Source organism: Pseudomonas sessilinigenes, from assembly GCF_003850565.1.
Taxonomy (GTDB): Bacteria; Pseudomonadota; Gammaproteobacteria; order Pseudomonadales; family Pseudomonadaceae; genus Aquipseudomonas; species Aquipseudomonas sessilinigenes.
On the sequence record NZ_CP027706.1, the window covers coordinates 1,192,203 to 1,214,407 of the forward strand.

Here is a 22,205-nt window from a genome sequence, read left to right on the forward strand (position 1 = left end):
AGCGGCAAGCTGCAAGTAGCCAGCGGCCAGTCAGAAGCGGATCTGCTTTGACTTGTCGCTTGTAGCTTGCAGCTTGCAGCTCAAACCGAAGGTTTGCTCTTATGCGTTACATCAGCACCCGCGGCCAGGCACCGGCCCTGAATTTCGAAGATGTACTGCTGGCCGGTCTGGCCAGCGATGGCGGTCTCTATGTGCCGGAGAACCTGCCGCGTTTCACCCAGGAAGAAATCGCCTCTTGGGCTGGCTTGCCGTATCACGAGCTGGCGTTCCGGGTCATGCGCCCATTCGTCAGCGGCAGCATCGCCGATGCCGACTTCAAGAAGATCCTCGAGGAAACCTACGGCGTCTTCGCCCATGGCTCGGTGGCACCGCTGCGCCAGCTCAATGGCAACGAATGGGTGATGGAGCTGTTCCACGGCCCGACCCTGGCGTTCAAGGACTTCGCCCTGCAACTGCTGGGTCGCCTGCTGGATCACGTCCTGGAGAAGCGCGGCGAGCGCGTGGTGATCATCGGCGCCACTTCCGGCGATACCGGCTCGGCGGCCATCGAAGGCTGCAAGCGTTGCGATAACGTCGACATCTTCATCCTGCACCCGCACAACCGGGTTTCGGAAGTGCAGCGTCGGCAGATGACCACCATCCTGGGCGAGAACATCCACAACATCGCCATCGAAGGCAACTTCGACGACTGCCAGGAGATGGTCAAGGCCAGCTTCGCCGACCAGGGCTTCCTCAAGGGCACTCGCCTGGTGGCGGTCAACTCCATCAACTGGGCGCGGATCATGGCCCAGATCGTCTACTACTTCCATGCGGCCCTGCAGCTGGGTGGTCCGGCGCGTTCCGTGGCGTTCTCGGTGCCCACCGGCAACTTTGGCGATATCTTCGCCGGTTACCTGGCGCGCAACATGGGCCTGCCGATCAGCCAACTGATCGTGGCGACCAACCGCAACGACATCCTGCACCGCTTCATGAGCGGCAACCAGTACGTCAAGGAAACCCTGCACGCGACCCTGTCGCCGTCCATGGACATCATGGTTTCGTCGAACTTCGAGCGCCTGCTGTTCGACCTGCATGGTCGCAATGGCGCAGCTATCGCTGGCTTGATGGATAACTTCAAGCAGGGCGGCGGCTTCAGCGTCGACCAGGACCGCTGGACCGAAGCGCGCAAGCTGTTCGACTCCCTGGCGGTGAATGACGAGCAAACCTGCCAGACCATCGCCGAAGTCTTCGCCCAGACTGGCGAGGTGCTGGACCCGCACACCGCCATTGGCGTGCGGGCGGCCCGCGAGTGCCGTCGCAGCCTCGATACACCGATGGTCACCCTCGGTACGGCGCATCCGGTCAAGTTCCCGGATGCGGTAGAGAAGGCCGGCGTCGGCAAGGCCCTGGAGCTGCCAGCGCACCTGGCTGACCTGTTCCAGCGTGAAGAGCGTTGCACGGTCCTGGCCAACGACCTCAAAGCAGTGCAGGCTTTTGTCAGCCAGCACGGCAATCGCGGCAAGCCACTCTGATCTACCGGTCTTGCCGATCACGAAGCCCGTCTCCTGACGGGCTTTGTTTTTTTGCGCACCTGTTGCCCAGCACAGGCAGGGAGCCCGGATGATGCCCCATCGAACCTCTCGCAGTCGCTTTGCACTGTCCTGGCTGCTCGTCGGCCTGCTGGCCTGGGCCATGCTCCACGCCTTGCCGGCCAGCGCAGCGAAGAGCCTGCCCTTCAAGCTGGTGCCGGCTTTCATCGACCTCGAGCCGCTGGACCTGAAGCCTGCCGAGCGCCAATGGCTGGCGGCGCACCCGACCCTGCGGGTAGGCATCGCCATCGACGACTACCAGCCCATCGATATCACCCGCGACCGCAACCGTTACCAGGGCATCAGCGCCGATTACCTGGGGCTGGTGGGCGAACGACTGGGGGTGAGCATGGAGGTGCTGGGGTTTTCCGAGCGGGAACAGGCGGTCGAGGCCCTGCGCAACGGCACCATCGATATCCTCACCAGCGCCAACGGTTATGAGCGCGGTGTGCCGGGGCTGCGTTTCACCAGTGACTACATGCCGGACAAGGCCGTGGTGGTCGTGCGCCGTGACGAGCTGGAGCCCGATGACGACCTGGCCGGCAAGCGCTTGGTGCTGCTCGATGGCTATGCCAATGCCGCGCAGGTCCATGCGGCCTACCCGGACAGCCAGATCATGCTCTCGCCCAACCTCTACAGCGGCCTGGAGGCTCTGAACCAGGGCGATACCGATGTCTTTATCGGCAACGAGATCATCGTCCGCGCCTACAAGGCCCTGCGACCCTACCTGGCGGTGCAGATCCATGAACAAAGCCGCTTGCCGCCCACTGGCTTCGCCTTCGCTACCCGTGATGACAACCCACGCCTGGCGCAATTGCTGGAAGAGGCGCTGCAGAGCATCGACGAATCGCTGCGCCGGGAAATCCAGGCGCGCTGGACCACGGGCCTGGGCACCAACTCCGGCGAGCGCATCGAGCTGAGCGCCGAGGAGCAGGCCTGGATTCTCCAGCATCCCCATGTCCTGGTGGCGTCCCAGTCCTATCCGCCCCATGTGTTCAAGGACAAGGAAGGACGCTGGGTCGGCCTGAACATCGACCTGCTCAACCGGATCGCGCGCATGACCGGGCTGCATTTCGTCCACAAGCAGAGCGCGTCCACCGCCCAGACCCTGGAGTTGCTGGAAAGCGGTCAGGCGCAGATGAACACCACCCTGACCGACAGCGAGGACCGGCGGCTGTTCCTGAACTTCTCCCACGCCTTCGGTGGCGCCTCCTGGGTGTTCGTCGTTCGTCCCGAGGATCGTCGCCTGGGCAGCCTCAAGCAGATGGCGGGCGAGGTGTTGGCGCTGCCGGCCCGGCATACCCTGGAAAGCTATATCCGGCGCAACTATCCCGATATCCGCCTGCGCAGCGTGGCCAACTACGAGGAGGCTCGGGCCCTGGTCAAGAGCGGTGAAGCCCTGGCCACCATCCAGAACGAGATCCAGGTACAAGCGCTGGACCTGGCCTATGAAGGGTTGCGGGCAGGGCGCAGCGTCGAGGGGACCTGGTCCGCCGACGAGTTCGCCGTGCGCAAGGACCAGCCTGAATTGCTGAGCATCCTGAACAAGGCCCTGGAGGCCCTGCCAGTGGCCGAGCTCAGTGCCACGCGCCTGAAGTGGCTGGGCTCGACCCCGGTGCCGATGCCCGTCTGGCAACGGGTGCCGGATTGGGTCTACTGGGCCATCTGTACAGCGCTGCTGTTCGGTCTGCTGTCGCTGGCCTGGAGCAGCCGGCTCAAGCGCCAGATCCAGCAGCGACTGGAGGCCGAGCAGCGCTTGAACGACCAGCTGGCCTTCAAGCGCGCGTTGCTCGACGGCATGCCCAACCCGGTTTTCGTCCGCGACCTGCAAGGGCGCCTGATCACTTGCAACAAGAGCTACGAACAGCAACTGGGCACTCGCCTGGAGCGGATCCAGGGGCGCCGTTTGATCGACCTGGACCTGCTGCCGGCAGACACCGCCCGCCAGCTGCATGACGAACTCATGCAACTGCTGGCCTCCGAGCAGTCGGTGTTCGCCGACCGGCAAGTGGAAACCCGCCACGGGCCGATCCACGCCTACCAATGGACGGTGCCGTTCTACAGCGCCGAAGGGCAGTTACAGGGGCTTTTGGGCGGTTGGATCGATATCACCGAGCGCAAGCGCCTGGAGAACCAGCTGGTCCAGGCGCGCCAGGCCGCCGACCAGGCCAATGCGGCCAAGAGCGCCTTCCTCTCCACCATGAGCCATGAAATCCGCACGCCGATGACTGCGATCATCGGCCTGCTGGAGCTGGAGAAGGAACAGGCCAGGGTGCGCGGCGCGCCGTTCTCCGAAGCCCTGCGGGTGGCGTACCAGTCCGCCCAGGAGCTGATCAGCCTGATGGGCGACAGCCTCGACCTGGCCAAGATCGAGGCCGGCTACATGCAACTGGCGCCACAAGCCACGGCCCTCAAGCCGTTCTTCGAGAGCATTCGCCAGCTGTTCGACGCCACTGCGCGCAGCCGCGGTGTGCAGTTGCAACTGGTGTTCGACGAACAGGCCAGGGGTCGCTACCTGTTCGATCCGCTGCGCCTGCGCCAGGTCTTGCACAACCTATTGAGCAATGCCCTGAAGTTCACCAGCGAAGGCCAGGTGCGCATCCAGGTCGAGCGCCTGGAGGTGGACTGTGCTCTTGCCAGCCTGCGTATCAGCGTCGCGGATACCGGGCCGGGGATCAGTCCCGAGCAGCAGGAGAAGCTGTTCACGCCCTTCGTCCAGGCCGATGCCACGACTTCCCAGGCCCATGGCGGCACCGGCCTGGGGCTGAGTATCTGCCGCCAGTTGGTCGAGCTGATGGGTGGGCGCATCGAGCTGCACAGCGCCCCGGGTGCCGGGACGGTAGTGACCATCGAACTGGCGCTGGAACAGCTGGACGAGGACTCCACAGCCTCGGCCACGGCGGCCGAGCGCCCGCCTAGTCGCAGCATCGAAGTGCTGGTGGTGGATGACCTGAGCGCCAACCGCATGGTCCTCAGCCAGCAGCTGATGTTCCTCGGGCATCGGGTGGTGGCCTGCGACAACGCCCGGGAAGCGCTGGAGCTCTGGCAGGACGGCGGGTTCGACTTGGTGATGACCGACTGCCAGATGCCGGGCATGAGCGGTTATGCCCTGGTCGAGGCGATCCGGCGGTTCGAGGCGCAGCAGGGGCGCGGCGCTTGTCCGGTGATCGGTTGCACGGCCAATGCCTTCGAGGATGAGCATGAGCGTTGCGAGCGGGCGGGCATGGACCTGCTGCTGGTCAAGCCGGTGACCCTGGATCAGCTGGCGCAGACGCTGGCGCGGTTCCTGCCGCCGCCCTCCTTCGATATCCAGACCCTGCGAGCGATGACCCAGGCCGACGAGCAGATACTGCAGCGCATGCTGCAGGAGTTGCAGCGCAACCTGGCCCAGGAGCGCCAGGCCCTGGAGGTGGCCATGCAAGATCGCCATCCAGGGCGCCTGGGCGCCACCTTGCACCGGCTCAAGGGCGTCTGTTGCCTGATCGATGCCTTGCCACTGGCCAAGGCCTGCATCGAGGCGGAGGCGCGGATCAAGGCTGGGGAAGGGATCGAGGAACGGTGGCCGGCGTTACGGGAGGCCATCGATAATTTGCGTGGTGATATCCAGGCAGCCTTGGGCGTTTAGGACTTGTCCTATGTGTGATTAAGGTTTGCCTGGTTACCGTGTCGACCCCTTAGTGGACTGTTCCCGCTTGTGTCGTACCGGAGGTTGCCCCATGCATTCGCTTAAAGTGCTGATTCTCGAAGACAACTCGTTCCAGCTGATGGCCCTGCACCAGATGCTCAACGCCAATGGCGTGTACAACGTGCTGGCCGCCGAGAACCTGGAGTCCGCACGGCGTTCGCTGGTGAGCAAGGGGCCGGTGGATATCGCCATCTGCGATCTCTACCTGGAAGAGGCCGATGGCCTGGAGTTGATCCGCGAACTGGCCCGGGAGCGGCAGGCCGAGGCCCTGATCATCCTCAGCGACGCCGAACCGGATGTGCTCGAAGGCGCCGCGGGCATGGCTCGGGAACTGGGGCTGAAAATCCTCGCCTGCCTGCCCAAGCCAGCGTCGGTGGCGGTGATCGGCGAGCTGCTCACGACCTATCAGCAGTTCTCTCGCCAGGGGCCGGCACTCAACCAGGCCTTGCTCCGGGACTTGCTGGCCCTGGATCTGTTCGCCCCCGAGGATGTCTCCCCAGAAGAAGGCGTAGCGGCGATCCTGGGGCACGGGGTGGCGCACTTTCAGCCAGTCATCCAGCGGTGTGGCGGGTTGCATGGCGTCGAAGCGCTGGCGCGCTGGGAGCATCCGGAGCGCGGGCTGTTGATGCCGGCCGAGTTCCTGCCGTTGATCGAGTTCGCCGGCCTGCAGGAAGTGTTCACCTGGCACATGCTGGAGCAGGCGCTGGAGCTGGCGGCGGGAGTGAGGCTAGTGATGGGCCATGCGCTGCCGGTGGCGGTGAACATTCCGGTGGGCATCCTCGAGCGACCGCTATTCCCGCGTCAATTGGAGGTCTTGCTGCGGCGCTTCGAGATTCCTGCGCGGCTGTTGACCCTGGAGATCGTCGATACCACCCGCCTGCAGACCGATACCGCTCATGTGGAGGCCTTGCTGCGCCTGCGGATGATCGGCTGCAAGTTGTCCATCGGTGATTTCGGCGTTGGCGGTACCAGTTTGCAACGCCTTTTGGAGTTGCCTTTCACCGAGCTGAAGATCCCTCCGGCATTCGTCGCCGGCATGGCCATGGATGAGCGCAAACAGGCGCTGGTCGGTAGTGCAGTGGGCATGGCCCGGCGCATCGCCTTGGGCGTGGTGGTGGCGGGGATCGAGACCGAAGCCGAGTACCAGGTGGCCAAGACCATGGGCGCGGCCCATCTGCAAGGGTGCTTCATGGCGCCGCCGATGAGCGCCGCGGACATGCGCCAATGGCTGGCGCAAACCCTGGGGCGCGAGTCCGCGCAATCGGCGGTGCGGGCCGCCGGGATGTGTGCCTAGGCCAGCCCGTGTTCCTGGACGTAGATATACAAAGCCGCCTCGCTGGAAAGGCCCAGCTTGCGCATGGCACTGACCTTCTGAGCGCTGACGGTTTGTTTGCTGCGGTTGAGCTGGGCGGCGATCTCGCCCACCGCATGGCCGGCGGCGAGCAAGCGGATCACCTCCAGTTCCCTGGGCGATAGCTGTTCCTTGGAGACCAGGCGGTCGGGCCCCACTTCACCGGCCAGGCTCAGGGCCCGCTGGATGGCCTGGGCTACGTAGGGCTTGTGCTGGCGTGCGTGGGCAATGGCGCTGGGCAGCTCCTGGGCCAGGCTGGCCTTGCTCAGCAGGCCCATGACCCCAAGGTCGAGGATCGAGCGGAACAGCCCGGCGTGGTTGAGCATGGTCACCACCACGATGGGCAGTTCGGGATGATGCCGGCGTAGCTGCTCGAGCAGGCGCAGGCCATCGTTTTGCTGCTCCTCGGGCATCATGAAATCGGTCACCAGCACATCGCAGGGCGTGTCCTGCACCAACTGGAAAAGAGCGGATGGTGAGCTGGCTTCACCGACGATGACCAGGCTGTCGTCTTGTTCCAGCACGGCGCGCAGGCCGATCAGGAAGATCGGGTGGTCGTCGGCGAGGATGATGCGCAATCTGTTGTTCGGCGTTGCTTTCAAGGCTGGGCTCCAATGCAAAGGCAGCGTGGGCGGCCGTTTTCTGCCTGTCATATTACCCGTGCATGCTCGATTGACTCAGATCGGTAGCTGTAGGTGTGACGAACTTTCCTCTCTGAGCAACGGTCACTTGAATGTCAGAAAGCTACCGACATTTTTGTTTTCGAACCTTAATTCGAGCTATTGAGTGGTGATCTAGATGGAAAGTATCAGTCTTTTGTTGAGCGAGGCACTGAGTCCGTACCAGGTGGCCCTGACCCCCTGCGGAGCCCATGGCGAGTGCCTGGTGAGCTTGAGTGATACCTCGGGAACCCTGGTGGTGGAGCGGGAAGTCAACCAGGCCCAGCTGACCGACAAGCGTTTGCTGACCGATGTCGTAGACGGCCTGCATCGGGATGTACTGATTGCCGAAGGCCGGCTGGAGCCCTGCGTGATCGCTGCATTGCGCCATGCCGCCGAAGGCAAGGCATTCGAACATCGCACATGAACGGATTTTCACGGAACCTTCCGTCAATCCCGTTAGTCAGAGTCATTGCCATCAGGAACAGGCATTTTGCTCCGATGCTTGCCAACCTGTTGGTACGGGTCGTATAGACCACGTTTAACCCCGAGTCGCTTCCCCACTTCTCGGGGTTTCTTTTGCCCGGCGTTTAATCAGCGGCCCTCGTGGCTCTGGAAAAACGCCCGGGCGTCGGCGCGGTACTCATCGCGAAGTCCCGGCTCCAGCCAGGCGGCATACCGCTCCACCAGGAAGTCTTCGCGCAGCTTGAGCAGGGCCTGGTCGATCCGAGTGATGGCTTGTTGGCCCTGGGGGGTATTGGAGCAGCCGATGTGCAACTCCTGGTACTTGTCGGTTCCCTGGATCGGATAGAAAAGCAGGTCCTGCGGGTCGATGCCTTGCTGCGTGGCCTGGTAGCGGATTTCCGGCCAATAGCCCAGTAGCCATTGCAGGCGTCCCAGGCGCTGCATCTGCAGCAGGCTGCCCAAGGCATCGTTGCCGTAGTGGGCGCGAATACTGCTTTCGGGGACCTGTTGCAGCAGCTTGTCGAGTTGCTGGCCATAGCTGCGTTCGGCGACCACTCCAAGCGGGCTCTTGCCACTGGCGAGCAGGGCCGGCAGGTCGACCTTGCCGTCCTGGATGAACTGCGCCAGTGACGCGCGATCGGCGCGGCGGACCGCCAGGCCGTTGCTCAGGACTCGAACGCTGGTGATGGAGTAGGTCACCCATTGCGCCCGCTCCTTGCTCCAGAGCAGCGATGGGTCGCACGTGAAACTGGGTTCACGGAGCATCTGCAGGCCCCGTGCACGATTGACCCTTACCAGTTCGTGCTGGTACTCCGGCAGTTCGGCAATCAGCCGTGGCATGAGCAGGTCGACCACGCCCTGGCCTTTTTGCTCGCCTTCGAAAATGCTCAGCGGTGGCAGGTCTCGCAGCAGCCAGGTCAGCATCTCTGCGTGGCCCGGAGGGCTGGGCAGCCAGAGCAGCAGTAGCGCCAATGGCATCGCCCGCCAGCGGCCGCTTCTGGTGCGCTGGCGGTCCAGTTCAGATCGCTCCGCTGCTGCGCAAGTCGCGGATCTGTTCGGCGCTGTAGCCCAGGCCCGTCAGCACTTCGCTTGAATGTTCGCCCAGTTGCGGCCCGACCCACTCGGTGCTGCCCGGGGTTTGCGAGAGCTTGGGCACGATCCCCGGCATCTTGAAGGGCTTGCCGTCCGGCAACTTGGCCTGGAGGAACATTTCCCGGGCCAGGAACTGCGGGTCGTGGAACATATCTTCGGCGCTGAAAATGCGGCTGGCAGGTACTTCGGCCTGGTTCAGGCGCTCCAGCACCTGCTCCAGGGGCAGGGAGGCCACCCAGCGATCGATCACGCCGTAGAGTTCGTCGCGACGGTTGTCGCGCCCGTCATTGCTGGCCAGGGTCGGGTCGTTGGCCAGGTCCTCGCGGCCGATGATCAACATGAAGCGCTTGAAGATCGCGTCGCCATTGGCACCGATCTGTACATGGCGGCCGTCGGCGCTGGTGTGGATGGAGGAGGGGGTGATGCCGGGCATGATGTTGCCGGTACGCTCGCGGATGAAACCGAACACATCGAACTCCGGAACCATGCTTTCCATCATGGCGAAGATCGCTTCGTACAGCGCCACGTCCACCACCTGCCCGAGGCCGCCGTTGACTTCGCGATGACGCAGGGCCATCAAGGCGCCGATCACGCCCCACAGGGCGGCGATGGAGTCGCCGATGGAGATCCCGGTGCGCACTGGCGGACGATCCTCGAAGCCGGTGATATAGCGCAGCCCGCCCATGGACTCGCCTACGGCACCGAAGCCCGGCTGGTCCTTCATCGGCCCGGTCTGGCCGAAGCCTGACAGGCGCACCATCACCAGCTTGGGGTTCAGGGCGTGCAGCACGTCCCAGCCCAGGCCGAGCTTCTCCAGCACACCGGGGCGGAAGTTCTCGATCAGGATGTCCGCCTCGCCCAGCAGTTGCTTGAGGATCGCCTGGCCGTCGGGGTGCTTGAGGTTGAGGGTCAAGGACTTCTTGTTGCGCGCCTGCACGAACCACCACAGCGAAGTGCCTTCATAGAGCTTGCGCCATTTACGCAGCGGATCGCCGCCGTCCGGGGACTCCACCTTGATCACCTCGGCGCCGAACTCGGCACAGATGCGCGAGGCGAAAGGGCCGGCGATCAAGGTGCCGAGTTCGATCACTTTCAATCCGGCGAGGGGCTTGCTGAGACTGTTCATGAGGCGTCCGCTGGGCTGGAAAATCCGCCTAGCCTAGACCATTGGTCGGCATTAAGGCAGCGGTCTGGCTGCTGCCTGGAGGTATTTTTTCGGCACGGGTGTGCCAATGATTGTGCTTCTCATCCGCTGGGCGAGCGGGTCTAATGACGCGCTTGAATGAAATGTCACGCCTGGACGATCTGTGCCTGTCAGGGTTTTTGAGGGCGTGGGGTGATGTTTCATTCTGAATGATTTTGTTACAAATACCCTTCATATAAATTACATGTGATGAATTGCGAATATTACATGTGATGTTTTAGTCTGTGCGCCATGGAAAACAAATCCTCAGCCCATTACCAACGTTTGTTCCGCCAGCGCCTGCGTGACCAGGGCCTGGTGAAAAAGGAAGTCTGGATACTGCCGGAGAACGCCAAGGCGTTGCTGGCGGTTGAACGCCAACTGCGCCAGCCCTGCGAGGGGCTGGTTTCTGTGGAAAAGGATGGAGAAATGAGCATGCCGCAGATCTGGAATGCCCGATCGCTGTGCCAGGCCCTGGCGGCCACCGAGTTGTTCACTGGCGGTGAAGCCAGCGTCGAGTTGCTCGAAGGCGCCGAGCCGAGCTTGCACGTGACCATGCGCGAGTACGGCGACCTGCCGTTGTTCGTCGCCGTGTCCGGCGAGCAGATCCTGGTGGAAGCACTGCTCTGGCCGCAGAGCGAAGTCACCGACGTAGCCGCGTTCAACGAGGAAGTGCTGCTCAGTCGCCAACTCTTCCCGTTGTCGAGCATTGGCCTGGAGACAGGCCCTGGAGGCGAGCGTTTCTACATGATGTTCGGCGCCCTGAGTGCCACCTCGATCCTCTCCAATGTGCTCTACGAGATCGAAACCCTGGCCGGCAACGTGATCAGGGCCACCGAGGCCTATGAAGGCTACCTGAAGGCTCAGGCCTGACCTGGAGGAATGCACATGAACGTATGGAGCAAGCTGCTCACTGCCCTGCGCGGTGGCGCCAACGAGGCGGGCGAAGCCCTGGTGGACAGCCAGGCACTGCGGATTCTTGATCAGGAAATCCGCGACGCCGACCAGGAACTGCGCAAGTCCAAGGAGGCCCTGGCCGAGATCATGGCCCGGCAGAAACTCGCCGCCGAGCGCGCCGACGCCACTGCGTCCAAGGTCGCCGAATACGAGAGCTATGCGCTCAAGGCCCTGGAAGCAGGCAATGAAAGCCTGGCCCAGGAAGTGGCGCAGAAGATCGCCAACCTGGAAAACGACCTGGTGGTGGAGCGCGAGCAGGCCGACGGTTTCGCCGCCAGCGTCGCCCAGTTGCGCAAGGCCGTGACCCAGGCCGAAGGCAACATTAAGCATTTGAAACAACAGGTCGATACCGTAAAGGCTACCGAAAGCGTGCAGAAGGCCCAGCAGGCCGTAGCCCAGCGCTATGGCGGCTCGCAGAGCAAGCTGCACACCGCGGTGGAGTCGCTGGAGCGGATCAAGCAGAAGCAGGCCGAGCGCGCGGCGAAAATGGAAGCCGCGGCCGAACTGGCCAGCACTGGCAACCCGGACGATGCCCTGGATGCCAAGCTGCGCGAAGCCGGAATCGTCGCCGGCAGCACCAGTGCCGACAACGTGCTGGCGCGTTTGAAGGACCGTAGCAAGTCCTGATTCATCGTTGTGTGTCAGGGGCGGGGCCGATGGGCCTTGCCCGGCTTTTTCAGGGATAGGAAAGCAATGGAAATCTTCCTGCGGACAGTCTTGTCGTTCCCCACGGTGCTGTTCAGCTTCATGCTCTGCCTGGCAGTGATCTACTGGGCCGTGGTCGCCATGGGGTTGCTCGAGGTGGACCTCCTGGATTTCGAGGCCGACTCGCTGCTCGACGGCGCCCACACCACCGAAGGCCTGGCCGGGCTGCTGATCAAGTTCAAGCTCAACGGCGTACCGGTCACCCTGGTGCTGACCCTGCTGATGTTCTTCAGCTGGTTCCTGACGTATTTCACCGAACTCTATATTTTCAGCCAGCTGCCCCTGGGTTGGCTGCGCTATCCCCTGGGCCTGCTGCTGGCGGTGCTCGCACTGTTCCTGGCGGCGCCCGTCAGTGCGGCGATCTGCGCTCCGTTGCGCCCGCTGTTTCACAAGATGGAAGCTACCAGCAGCAAGTCGGTGCTGGGGCAGACTGCCGTAGTGCGCAGTGGCCGAGTCACCCTGGAGCATGGCGAAGCCGTGCTCGAGGACGGTGGCGCGGGGCTGATCCTGCGGGTGCGTGCCGATGAGGCGCGGGCATTCAAACGCGGCGACCGAGTCGTGTTGCTGGAGTATCTGGAGGCGCAACACGCCTATCGGGTCATTACCGAGGACGAGTTTCGCGGCCTCTGAGCCCGGACTCCCTCAGAATCAAAGGAGATTGATTGCATGAACTTACCGTCGCTGCTGCCCATCCTGCTCGGGCTCGGCCTTGTCGTCCTGGTGGTCTTCGGCCTGCTGGCCCTGTTCAAGGCCTTCTACATCAAGGTCCCTCAGGGCACGGCCCTGATCGTCAACGACATGTCTTCCACGCCCAAGGTGCATTTCACCGGTGCCCTGGTGTACCCGGTGATCCACCTCAAGGAATTCATGCGTATCTCGCTGATCACCCTGGAGGTCGATCGTCGGGCCAAGGACGGGCTGATCTGCCGCGACAACATGCGTGCCGACATCACCGTGGCCTTCTACCTGCGGGTCAACGAAACCCAGGAAGACGTGCTCAAGGTGGCCAAGGCCATCGGCGTCGACCGTGCTTCCGATCGTGCGGCGGTCAATGAGCTGTTCAACGCCAAGTTCTCCGAAGCCCTGAAGACCGTGGGCAAGCAGTTCGACTTCGTGCAGTTGTTCGAGAACCGCCAGGACTTCCGCGATCGGATCATCGAGATCATCGGCAACGACCTTAACGGTTATGTGCTCGAAGACGTGGCCATCGACTACCTGGAGCAAACCGCCAAGCATTCCCTGGACCCGAGCAACATCCTCGACGCCGAGGGTATCCGCAAGATCACCGAGCTGACCGCGACCCAGAACGTCATCACCAACGAACTGGAGCGCAACCAGGAGCTGGCGATCCAGAAGAAGAACGTCGAGACCCGCGAGGCATCCCTGGCCCTGGAACGCCAGCAGGCCGATGCCGAGGCCCGGCAGAAGCGCGAGATCGAGACCATTCGTGCCCGCGAGGAAGCCGAGACCGCCAAGGTCAAGGAAGAAGAGCGGCTGAAGGCCGAGCAGGCGCGGATCCAGTCCCAGCAGGAAATCGACGTGCGCACCGAGAACCACCAGCGCGAAGTCGAAGTGGCCCAGCAGAACCGCCAGCGTGCCGTGGTCATCGAGGTGGAGAAAGTCACCCGCGCCAAGGACCTGGAAGTGGTGGCCCGCGAGCGCGAAGTGGAGTTGCAGCGCATCGAGAAGGAAAAGGCCCTGGAAGAACAGCGCAAGAACATCGCCACGGTGATCCGCGAGCGCGTGGCGGTCGAGAAGACCGTGGCCCAGGAAGAAGAGCGCATCAAGGAAGTGCGTGAAGTGTCCGAGGCCGAGCGCGCCAAGCAGGTGGTGGTGATCCAGGCCCAGGCCGAAGCCGAGCAGGACCTGGTGCGCCAGGTCAAGCAGGCCGAAGCTGACGAAACCCGTTCCAAGCACAAGGCCGTGGAAATCAACAACCTGGCCCAGGCCGAGCTGGAAGCCGCGGCCAAGCAGGCCGAGGCCAAGAAGCGCCTGGCCGAAGGCCTGGAAGCCGAGCGCGCAGCGCCTGGCCTGGCCGATGCGCGGGTGCTGGAAGTCTCCGCTGCAGCCCAGGAGAAAGAAGGCCTGGCCCTGGCCCGGGTACGTGCCGAGCAGTTGATCGCCGAGGCCCGTGGCGACCAGGAAAAAGGCTTGGCCGACGCTCGGGTGCTGGAAGCCCAGGCTGCTGCCAAGGAAAAAGACGGCCTGGCCGACGCCAAGGTCCTGGAAGAGAAACTCGGTGCCCAGGCACGCGGTGAGGAACAGCTGGGCGCGGCCAAGGCCAAGGCCACCAAGGACCTGGGTTCGGCCGAAGCCGAAGTGCTGCTGCAGCGCCTGAACGCCGAGGCCGAAGGCCTGGGCAAGAAGTTCGGTGCCCTGGATGCCCTCAGCGACAGCGCTCGCCAGCACGAAGAGTTCCGCATGCAACTGGAGAAGAACTTCGAGGAAGCGATGGCCGCCATCGCCGCCAACAAGGACATCGCCAAGGAGCAGGCCGAAGTGCTGTCCGCCGCCCTCAGCAAGGCCAAGATCGAGATCGTCGGAGGCGAGGGCGACTTCTTCAACTCCTTCGCCAAGTCGCTGTCGGTGGGCAAGGCCATCGAGGGCGTGGTGGGCAAGAGCCCGGTGGTCCAGGACGTCCTGGCACGCCTGCTCAACGGCAAGACCGCACCGGCCGTAGCCGCCGAGCTGGCTGCCGCCGCCGCGCGCAAGGTCGAGGCACCCTCTGCCGAAGCCTGAAATACCTGAACTCACCTGCTGACGCACCGGTAGCCGCTGTCTTGGGCAGCGGCTACCGGGTGGGCTCCAGGGGTTGAGTCCGGGTACCGGGAGCCAGGTTCCAGGCTCCCGCTTTTTTTGCACACCGCCGTAGATCCAGGAAGGCCACGATGTCGGACGCTCAAGTCGCAACTCCCCCGCAGGACGTATTGGACAAGGCTGTCGCCGAAGGCGGCGCCTATGAGGTGCTGCAAAAGCGCCTGCAGGACCAGGGCCAACGCCTGCGCACCACCACGGACAGCCTCAACCAGAAGCGTCTGGACGAGTTCGGCAACAGCCGCATGGAAGTGGTCGGGCGGGCGCGCATCCGCACCGAGAACAACTGCATCGCCCGGGACATCGTCCAGGTCGGCGACTGCCTGTTGTTTGGCTACAACGTGTTCATGGGCCTGAAGAAGGAAACCAGCGTCGCCGACGTGTTTTCCCTGTACCGGCTGGTGGAGGAGGGCGAGGGCTACGAAGCCGAGTCCGTGCCCCTGGAAGGCAGTTTCCTGGGGGCCCAGGGCTTCCTCAACGATTTCAACGAGCTGTACACCTATTACAAGAACACCCGCCTGCTGCAGCTGGCGATTCGCGACGGCAAGCTCCTGGCCAGTTTCCAGATCGGCGAGCGAGTCACCGATGTGCGGGTGTTCCGCTGGTCGATCTCGGCGGATGGCCGAGACGTGCGCTACATCGACAACCGTGGTGAACGGGACATCGCCCTGCCGGCACCCTTCGATTTCGAATGGAAGAAGGCCACCCGCGAGATGGTGGTCGAGGGCCGTTTCCCGCACCTGAACATCCTCGACACGGTGTTCGTCGAGACCATCGGCGGCGACCTGACCATCAAGGTCGAGAACAATACCGAGTCGGGCCTGGGCATCTACCGTGAAGAGGTACTGGACAAGACCCAGTCCCTGGACGACTCGCAGATCGAGTTCGCCCGCCTGGGCAGCCTGATCCTGCTCAAGGTGCTGCCGTATCGCGAGGAGCACTGGCGCTACCTGGTGTTCAACAGCCTGACCCGCCAGGTGGAGCGCATCGACGCCATGGGCCTGGCCTGCGTCCAGCTGCCGGAGGACCACGGGATCATCTTCCCCGGTGGCTACTACCTGCAAAGCGGCGAGTACAAGACCTTCGAGCAGTCCATGGAAGGCATGCGCTTCAAGCGCTCGGTCCGTTCGCCCAATGGTGAAGATGTGCAGTACATCTTCTACCACCCCGAGCAGGGGCGCTCGGTACTGCTGACCTACAACATGATCAACCGCCAGCTGCAGAACCCGCTGTTCGGCCATGGTTATGCGCGCCTGGAAGACGGGCGCATGGTGATCTTCGCCGCCGAGGGCGACGAGCCGACCCGTGTCCACCCGATGCAGGTCTGGCAGACCCCGTTCTTCACCGAAGAATACGCCGCGCGGCAACCGGCCCGCAGCGGCTTCCTGGGGCGCATCGGCAATGCCGAGCTGGTGCGCAGCGTTTCCGATCTCTATGACCTGTGCCGCGAGATCGACACCCCGGCGGTCTCGGTCCAGCGCTACTCGCTGCTGTGCCAGAACACCCGGCGCCTGTTCGACGTGTACCACTGGCTGGGCAGCGCCGAGCTCGATGGCCTGGCGCCGCTGCTGCGCGAAGTGGCCGCTACCTCGGAACTGGTGCTGGACGAATACGAGAAGGTCGAGAGCATCCGGCTCCAGTCGGAGCAGGCCATGGTGGCCGCCGAGGCCAAGCAGAAAGCCCTGCTCGATGGCTTGCTGGTGGACAGCTGGGACCAGGTGCAGAGCTTCGTCGATGCCCTGAACGGCATCACCGCCCAGCGCGGCCTGCTGCTGACCATCCGCGACTATCGCTATATCGACGTGGTCCGCATCGACGCCATGGAGGCCGAGCTGCTCAAGGCCCAGGAGCGTACCGCCGCTGGCACCGCGACCTTCCTGGCCAGCGAGCAGGCCCTGCTGCCCTTGGTCAGCCAGCTGGAAAACCTCGATGCCCAGGCGCAGAAGGCCGAGACCGTGGCCCAGCTCGGCGAGCCCCTGGGCGCCCTGCAAGCCATGGCCGGCGACCTGGACATGCTCTCCAGCCTGATGGCTTCGCTGCAGATCGACGATGCCACCCAGCGCACCCGGATCATCGAGTCCATCTCGCAGATCTACGCCCGGCTGAACCAGGCCAAGGCCCGCGCCGAACAGCGGCGCAAGGGCCTGGGCTCGACCGAGACCGTGGCGCAGTTCGGTGCCCAGTTCAAACTCTTCAGCCAGGGCATCACCAATGCCCTGGCCCAGGCCCAGGACCCGGAGCGTTGCGACGAGCAACTGTCACGGTTGCTGGTGCAACTGGAGGAGCTGGAAAGCCGCTTCGGCGACCATGAGCAGTTCCTCGGCGACATCCTCGGCAAGCGCGAGGAGTTGCTGGAAACCTTCGAGGCCCACAAGCAGTCGCTGCTCGATGAGCGCCAGCGCAAGGCCCAGGGCCTGCTGGACGCAGCGCGGCGGATTCTCGATAGCCTGGGCCGGCGCACCGCCCGCTTCACCCAGGCCGAGGAGCTCAACGCGTTCTTCGCCGCCGACCCGCTGATCCTCAAGCTGCGGGAGTTGGCCGAGCGCCTGCGCGAGCTCAAGGACAGCGTCAAGGCCGATGACGTCGAGGCGCGCCTCAAGGGCGCCCGGGACCAGGCCGTGCGCGCCCTGCGGGACAAGACCGAGTTGTTCGAGGAAGGCGGCAATGTCATCAAGCTGGGGCCGCGCCATCGTTTCAGCGTCAACACCCAGGAGCTGGACCTGACGCTGATGCCCCGGGGCGACGAGCTCTACCTGCATCTGACCGGCACCGATTTCCTCGAGCCTCTGCAAGACCCCGAGCTGGAAGCCCTGCGCGACTTCTGGCAGGTGGCCCTGGAGTCGGAATCGCCACAGCTGTATCGCGCCGAGTACCTGGCCGGACAGGTGCTGGACGCAGCGGACCGTGGCCAGGAAGGCCTGAGCCTGGAAAACCTCAAGCCACTGCTGGCCCACCCTGAGGAACTGGCCCGGGTGATCCGCGACTTCGCGGCGCCACGCTACAAGGAAGGCTACGAGAAGGGCATCCACGACCACGACGCGGCGGCGATCCTCCTGCAATTGCTGCCCCTGCGCGACAGTGCCGGACTGTTGGCCTATGGCCCGGCGGCCCGGGCCTTTGCCGCGCTCTTCTGGGACCGCCAGCAGGCCGAGCCGCAACCCCGGCAATGGGTGGAGCGTGCCCGTACCAGCCGGCACATCCAGCAGCTGTTCGGTCGGCGCGAGGGGTTGCTGCAATTGCAGGCGGAAATCCTCGTGGCCCTCGAAGACTGGCACCGGATTCAGGGCTTCGTCGTGGCCACCGAACTGCTGCCCGAGGCCGCCGAATACCTGGTACAGGAGCTGGCAGCGGACCGCGTGGAGTTCACCTTCAGCAAGTACGCCCGGCAATTGCAGGAGGCCCTGGCCCTGCGCCTGCAAGGCGCGCGGATGTGGGACGACTACCAGCAGGCCCTGGCGCGCCTGGCCGAGCGCCCCGCAGCGCAGTGGGCGTTGACCGGCAACTGGCTGGCGGCCTTGTGCGCCGAGGGCGAGTTCGCCCCACTGGCCGGCTACGTGCCCGAGGCCGTGGCGCTGTCGCTGCTGGGCGAAGGTTGCGCCCGACGGCTCACCGAGGTCGACCTGCGTTTCACCGTGGACAACCTGATGGGCGAGCACCCGCGCATCGAGGAGCGCAGCCTGGCGCTGACGGTGGATGGTTTCTTTGCCCGCCTGCGCGCTCATCGCGAAACCTTCCTGCCAGGCCTGCAGCGTTACCAGAACCTGCGCCAGGGCATCGTCGTTCGTGAGCGTTCGGCCCTGCGCTTGAGCGAGTTCAAGCCACGGCCACTGAGCTCGTTCGTGCGCAACAAGCTGATCAACGACGTCTACCTGGGCTTCATCGGTGACAACCTGGCCAAGCAGATGGGCACCGTGGGCGAGAACAAGCGCACCGACCTGATGGGCCTGTTGATGCTGATTTCGCCACCGGGCTACGGCAAGACCACCCTGATGGAATACGTGGCCCACCGTCTGGGCCTGATCTTCATGAAGATCAACGGCCCGGCCCTGGGCCACCAGGTGCGGTCCCTGGACCCGGCCCAGGCGCCGGACGCCACTTCGCGCCAGGAGCTGGAGAAGCTCAACCTGGCCCTGGAGATGGGCAACAACGTGATGCTCTATGTCGACGACATCCAGCACACCCATCCCGAGTTCCTGCAGAAATTCATCTCGCTGTGCGATGGCACCCGACGCATCGAAGGCGTATGGAAGGGCGGGACCAAGACCTACGACATGCGCGGCAAGAAGTTCTGTGTGGTGATGTCGGGCAACCCGTATACCGAGTCCGGCGAGGTGTTCAAGATCCCCGACATGCTGGCCAACCGGGCCGACATCTATAACCTCGGCGACACCCTGGGCGGTATGCAGGAAGCCTTCTCCCTGAGTTACATCGAGAACGGCCTGACCTCCAACCCGGTACTGGCGCCGCTGGCCACCCGCGATATGGCCGACGTCTACCGTTTCGTCGCCAAGGCCGAGGGCAAGGCCTTCTCCAGTAACGAGCTGAGCCACAGCTACAGCGGTGCCGAGATCAACGAGATCACCACCACCCTGCAACGCCTGATGCAGGTGCGCGACGTGGTGCTGCGGGTCAACCAGCAGTACATCGCCAGCGCCGCCCAGGCCGACCAGTACCGCACCGAGCCGCCGTTCAAGCTGCAGGGCAGCTACCGCAACATGAACAAGATGGCGGAGAAGATCTCGGCGGTGATGAACGATGCCGAACTCCTGCAACTGATCGCCGACCACTACCAGGGCGAATCCCAGCTGCTGACCACCGGCGCCGAGGAGAACCTGCTCAAGCTCGCCGAGCTGCGTGGCAACCAGACCCCCGAGCAGGGCGAGCGCTGGACGCAGATCAAGCGCGACTTCGTGCGCAACCGCTCCATGGGCGGCAGCGACAGCGATGTCGGCACCCGCGTGGTGGCCCAGCTCAACGACCTGGTGGATGGGGTTCGTGGCCTGGCCCGGCCCACGGAGCAGCACAGGGTGCGCGAGGTGCTGGAGAGCCTCTCCGAGCAGTTGCAGAGCAGCTTCCTGCCGCTGGTTCAGGTGATGCATAAGAAGATCGATGTCGACCTGCACAGCCATCAGCGCATCGGCGATATCGCCCAGCGCCTCGATGAGCTGAGCCGCATGCTCAGCAATGGTGAAGTACCGACGCTCAAGGACCCTCAACCCTAGCCTGCCCAGCCACCGGTTCGCTGGTGGCGGCCCAAGGAAAACCACATGGATTTCGCCCATCTGGACCGGCAACTGCGCGACAGCCTGCTGGACTTGAAACTGAGCAACGAGGAGCGCGACGAGCTGCGCCAACTGGGCAGCGAGCTCAGCGCCGACCAGGTGCGCTACTTGCGCAACCGCGCCTTTGACCTGGTGCGCGAGCTGAGTCTGGCGGACAGCGCCAACGTGCTGCCGGCCCTGAAATGGCTGGAGCAGGTGGTCAAGACCCTGGATGTCAACGTCGCGCCGGTGCGTGACATGGCCAGCGCCCACTTCAGCCCCGGCGAGGATTGCCGGCGCAAGATCCGCGAGCTGTGCCGCCAGGCCCGCGCCTCGGTGGATATCTGCGTGTTCACCATTTCCGATGACCAACTGAGCGACGAGATTCGCGCCTGCCACCAGCGCGGCGTGGCGGTGCGGGTGATCAGCGACAGTGAAAAGCAGTTCGATGTCGGCAGCGATATCGCTGCGCTACGGGAGGCCGGAGTGCCGGTGCGGATCGACGACACGCCGTTCCACATGCACCACAAGTTCGCCCTGTTCGATGGCCGCACCTTGCTCAATGGCAGCTTCAACTGGACCCGCAGCGCCACCACCGGCAATGAGGAAAACCTGCTGGTGATCGACCACCCGCAACTGGTGGCCAGCTACCTCAAGGAGTTCAACGAGCTTTGGGAGCGCTACGCGCCTCGTTGAAGGCGCGCAGCGGGAGCTTGTCGGTCAGCTCGTCTGGGAGGGGCGCCAGGCCAACTCGCTGGAAAACCGCTCCATCAGCTGTTGCTGGAGTTCGCTGGCCCGCTCCGGGGAGCGCTGGTGCAGATCCTCCAGGGCTTGATACAGGCGTGACAGGGGCTTCTTGTCGCTGAGCAGGGTGCTCAGGTTCAGGGCCTCGATGGCTTCGGCAAAACGCTGGTGCTCGATGTGGTTGAGCAGCAGGTCTTCTTCCAGGGTCCGGCTACCGGCCTCCAGGGCGTTCAGGCGGTCTTGCAGGGCTTGGGCCTGCTGCACCTCGTCGATGTCCAGGTAGGCGCTGGCGATATCCTCCAGGTAGAAGGTCTTATCCATCTCGTCCAGCTCCGGCAGGCTGTCGCTGTCCAGCAGCTCCAGGGCCTGCTCCAGCAGCGTCCTGGCCTGTGCGGTCTGGCCCAGGGCGTGCAGCAGGCTGGTCTGTTCGCGAAGGCAGAGCAGTTGCTGCTCGCCTTCTTGCTGCTGGCGCAGCTTGTGCATTTCCTCCAGGCCGCTACGCACCAACCAGCTGTCCCGGCGATGGGCCGGCAGGCGGCTTTGGATCTGCAACTGCGTCTGCAGGGCCTGCATGCGCATACCGCTCCAGAAGTCGTGGTCGTCCCGGTAGCCATCGATCTGTTGCAGGGCCTTGGCCAGCAAGGATTCGCTCCATTGCGGTTGTGCAGCATGGTGCTGCTCGCAGAGAGTGAGCATGAGCCCCGGATGCTGGCTCGGCTCTGTCTCCAGGGTCTGGAGCATGGTTTCGGCTTCGGCCATCCGGCCTTGGGCGGCCAGGTGGTTCAACAGGATCAGCAGCAGGCCATGACGATGCAGGTCCGGGGCGCTATCCAGCAGGCGCACGGCATCGTCGATCGACGGCCGTGCCAGGGCCAGGTCCATCAGTTCGCTGTACGTGGTGTAGTAGAGGTCGTTGCCCAGTGCCGCCAACAGGCCGAGGGCCGAGTCCAGTTGGCCGGCACCGATCAGCGCGGCGATTGCCTGGGCCTGCTCTTCTGCGGGCAATGCTGCGGCCCGGGTGAGGATCGAGTCGAACCGGCCTTGGGCCGCACACGCATCGAACAGGCTGCGCAGTACGCTCTGGCGATAACTTTCATCGGACTCCGCGAACGCCGTCCAGGCCTGTTCGAGGCTGGCCTGTGCGGCATCCTGCTGGCCGGCCTGATGCAGCAAGCGAGCGAGCACCAGCAGGTTGCCGACGCTCTGGCGTTCGTGAGCGGCAGGCTGTCGTGGATCGCTCAGTTCCTGGAGCAGTACCAGGGCCTGGTCGTGTTCGCCACGGGCCTGGAGTATCTGGGCTTGCAGCAGCGGCCAGCTGGGCAGGGACAGCTCCCAGGCATCCAACAGTTCCAGGCACGCCTGGGTCTGGCCAGTGTCGAGCAGTGTTTCGACCAGGGTATTGAGGGCGTATTCCTGGGCGTAAGGCGGCAGTTGCTCGTACACCTTCCGGGCCTGGGCCTTTTGTCCTGCCAGATAGAGTTCGCTGGTCACCAGTTGCAAGGCCAGTAGCTGGGCCTCGCCAGGCAGGCGTTCTGCCAGTTTCAGCGCCAGCAGCGGTTCGGCCTTGCTCAGCAGCAGGGTCTGGCCGATCTGGGCGCTGATCTCGCCAGTCTCTGGCAGGCCTTGGTTGTACTTTGCGAGTTTCTGGCGGGTGTACAAGATCAGTGCGATGAACATCAGCACGATGACAAGCAGGGTGACAAAGAGGGTCATGGACTTCC

14 protein-coding genes are annotated in these 22,205 nt (G+C 64.0%); 10 read left to right on the forward strand and 4 right to left on the reverse strand.

The features are described from left to right. Nucleotides 1–101: 101 nt before the first annotated feature. From thrC to C4K39_RS05440, 3 genes are all read left to right on the forward strand, one after another. Nucleotides 102–1,511: a threonine synthase gene (gene thrC, locus C4K39_RS05430; RefSeq protein WP_068583604.1), complete on the forward strand. Its 1,410-nt coding sequence runs from the start codon at nucleotides 102–104 to the stop codon at nucleotides 1,509–1,511. Between the two features lie 88 nt (nucleotides 1,512–1,599). Then, on the forward strand, nucleotides 1,600–5,193 hold the full coding sequence (locus C4K39_RS05435) for an ATP-binding protein (RefSeq protein ID WP_124345826.1): 3,594 nt from the start codon (nucleotides 1,600–1,602) through the stop codon (nucleotides 5,191–5,193). Between the two features lie 91 nt (nucleotides 5,194–5,284). Further along, a complete protein-coding gene (locus tag C4K39_RS05440) occupies nucleotides 5,285–6,547 on the forward strand; it encodes an EAL domain-containing response regulator (protein WP_124345827.1) in 1,263 nt (420 codons plus the stop codon). On the opposite strand, the gene C4K39_RS05445 is transcribed toward C4K39_RS05440, so the two are convergent. Continuing rightward, nucleotides 6,544–7,206, reverse strand: coding sequence for a response regulator (locus tag C4K39_RS05445; RefSeq protein ID WP_124345828.1), 663 nt, complete (start codon nucleotides 7,204–7,206; stop codon nucleotides 6,544–6,546). The two genes, C4K39_RS05440 and C4K39_RS05445, sit on opposite strands and share 4 nt — an antisense overlap. A gap of 196 nt (nucleotides 7,207–7,402) precedes the next feature. Here C4K39_RS05445 and C4K39_RS05450 point away from each other — a divergent pair, with 196 nt between their 5' ends. Beyond that, on the forward strand, nucleotides 7,403–7,690 hold the full coding sequence (locus C4K39_RS05450) for a DUF3509 domain-containing protein (protein WP_068583615.1): 288 nt from the start codon (nucleotides 7,403–7,405) through the stop codon (nucleotides 7,688–7,690). 167 nt (nucleotides 7,691–7,857) lie between these two features. Here C4K39_RS05450 and C4K39_RS05455 read toward each other — a convergent pair whose 3' ends face one another. Together C4K39_RS05455 and C4K39_RS05460 are read right to left on the reverse strand one after the other, a co-directional pair. After that, nucleotides 7,858–8,706, reverse strand: a complete 849-nt coding sequence (locus C4K39_RS05455) for a TIGR02285 family protein (protein WP_124345829.1) — start codon at nucleotides 8,704–8,706, stop codon at nucleotides 7,858–7,860. 40 nt (nucleotides 8,707–8,746) lie between these two features. Continuing rightward, nucleotides 8,747–9,946 (reverse strand): CaiB/BaiF CoA transferase family protein, encoded by a 1,200-nt coding sequence (locus C4K39_RS05460; RefSeq protein WP_068583622.1) that lies wholly within the window; start codon nucleotides 9,944–9,946, stop codon nucleotides 8,747–8,749. A gap of 309 nt (nucleotides 9,947–10,255) precedes the next feature. Between C4K39_RS05460 and bacA the strand changes: the two genes are divergently transcribed. The 6 genes from bacA to C4K39_RS05490 all read left to right on the forward strand — a co-directional run bounded on the left by bacA (nucleotide 10,256) and on the right by C4K39_RS05490 (nucleotide 20,436). Further along, nucleotides 10,256–10,876: a biofilm formation regulator BacA gene (bacA, locus tag C4K39_RS05465; RefSeq protein WP_068583624.1), complete on the forward strand. Its 621-nt coding sequence runs from the start codon at nucleotides 10,256–10,258 to the stop codon at nucleotides 10,874–10,876. 15 nt (nucleotides 10,877–10,891) lie between these two features. Next, nucleotides 10,892–11,587: a PspA/IM30 family protein gene (locus C4K39_RS05470; RefSeq protein ID WP_068583625.1), complete on the forward strand. Its 696-nt coding sequence runs from the start codon at nucleotides 10,892–10,894 to the stop codon at nucleotides 11,585–11,587. 66 nt (nucleotides 11,588–11,653) lie between these two features. After that, the gene (locus C4K39_RS05475; protein WP_068583628.1) at nucleotides 11,654–12,295 is read left to right on the forward strand and encodes an OB-fold-containig protein; all 642 of its coding nucleotides are present in this window, start codon (nucleotides 11,654–11,656) and stop codon (nucleotides 12,293–12,295) included. Nucleotides 12,296–12,331: 36 nt separating this feature from the next. Beyond that, nucleotides 12,332–14,404: a flotillin family protein gene (locus C4K39_RS05480; RefSeq protein ID WP_022642517.1), complete on the forward strand. Its 2,073-nt coding sequence runs from the start codon at nucleotides 12,332–12,334 to the stop codon at nucleotides 14,402–14,404. Nucleotides 14,405–14,553: 149 nt separating this feature from the next. Next, on the forward strand, nucleotides 14,554–19,701 hold the full coding sequence (locus tag C4K39_RS05485; RefSeq protein WP_124345830.1) for a DNA repair ATPase: 5,148 nt from the start codon (nucleotides 14,554–14,556) through the stop codon (nucleotides 19,699–19,701). Nucleotides 19,702–19,746: 45 nt separating this feature from the next. Then, on the forward strand, nucleotides 19,747–20,436 hold the full coding sequence (locus C4K39_RS05490; RefSeq protein ID WP_068583638.1) for a phospholipase D-like domain-containing protein: 690 nt from the start codon (nucleotides 19,747–19,749) through the stop codon (nucleotides 20,434–20,436). A gap of 24 nt (nucleotides 20,437–20,460) precedes the next feature. Here C4K39_RS05490 and C4K39_RS05495 read toward each other — a convergent pair whose 3' ends face one another. Next, nucleotides 20,461–22,197, reverse strand: a complete 1,737-nt coding sequence (locus C4K39_RS05495) for a tetratricopeptide repeat protein (protein WP_124345831.1) — start codon at nucleotides 22,195–22,197, stop codon at nucleotides 20,461–20,463. Nucleotides 22,198–22,205 lie beyond the last annotated feature (8 nt).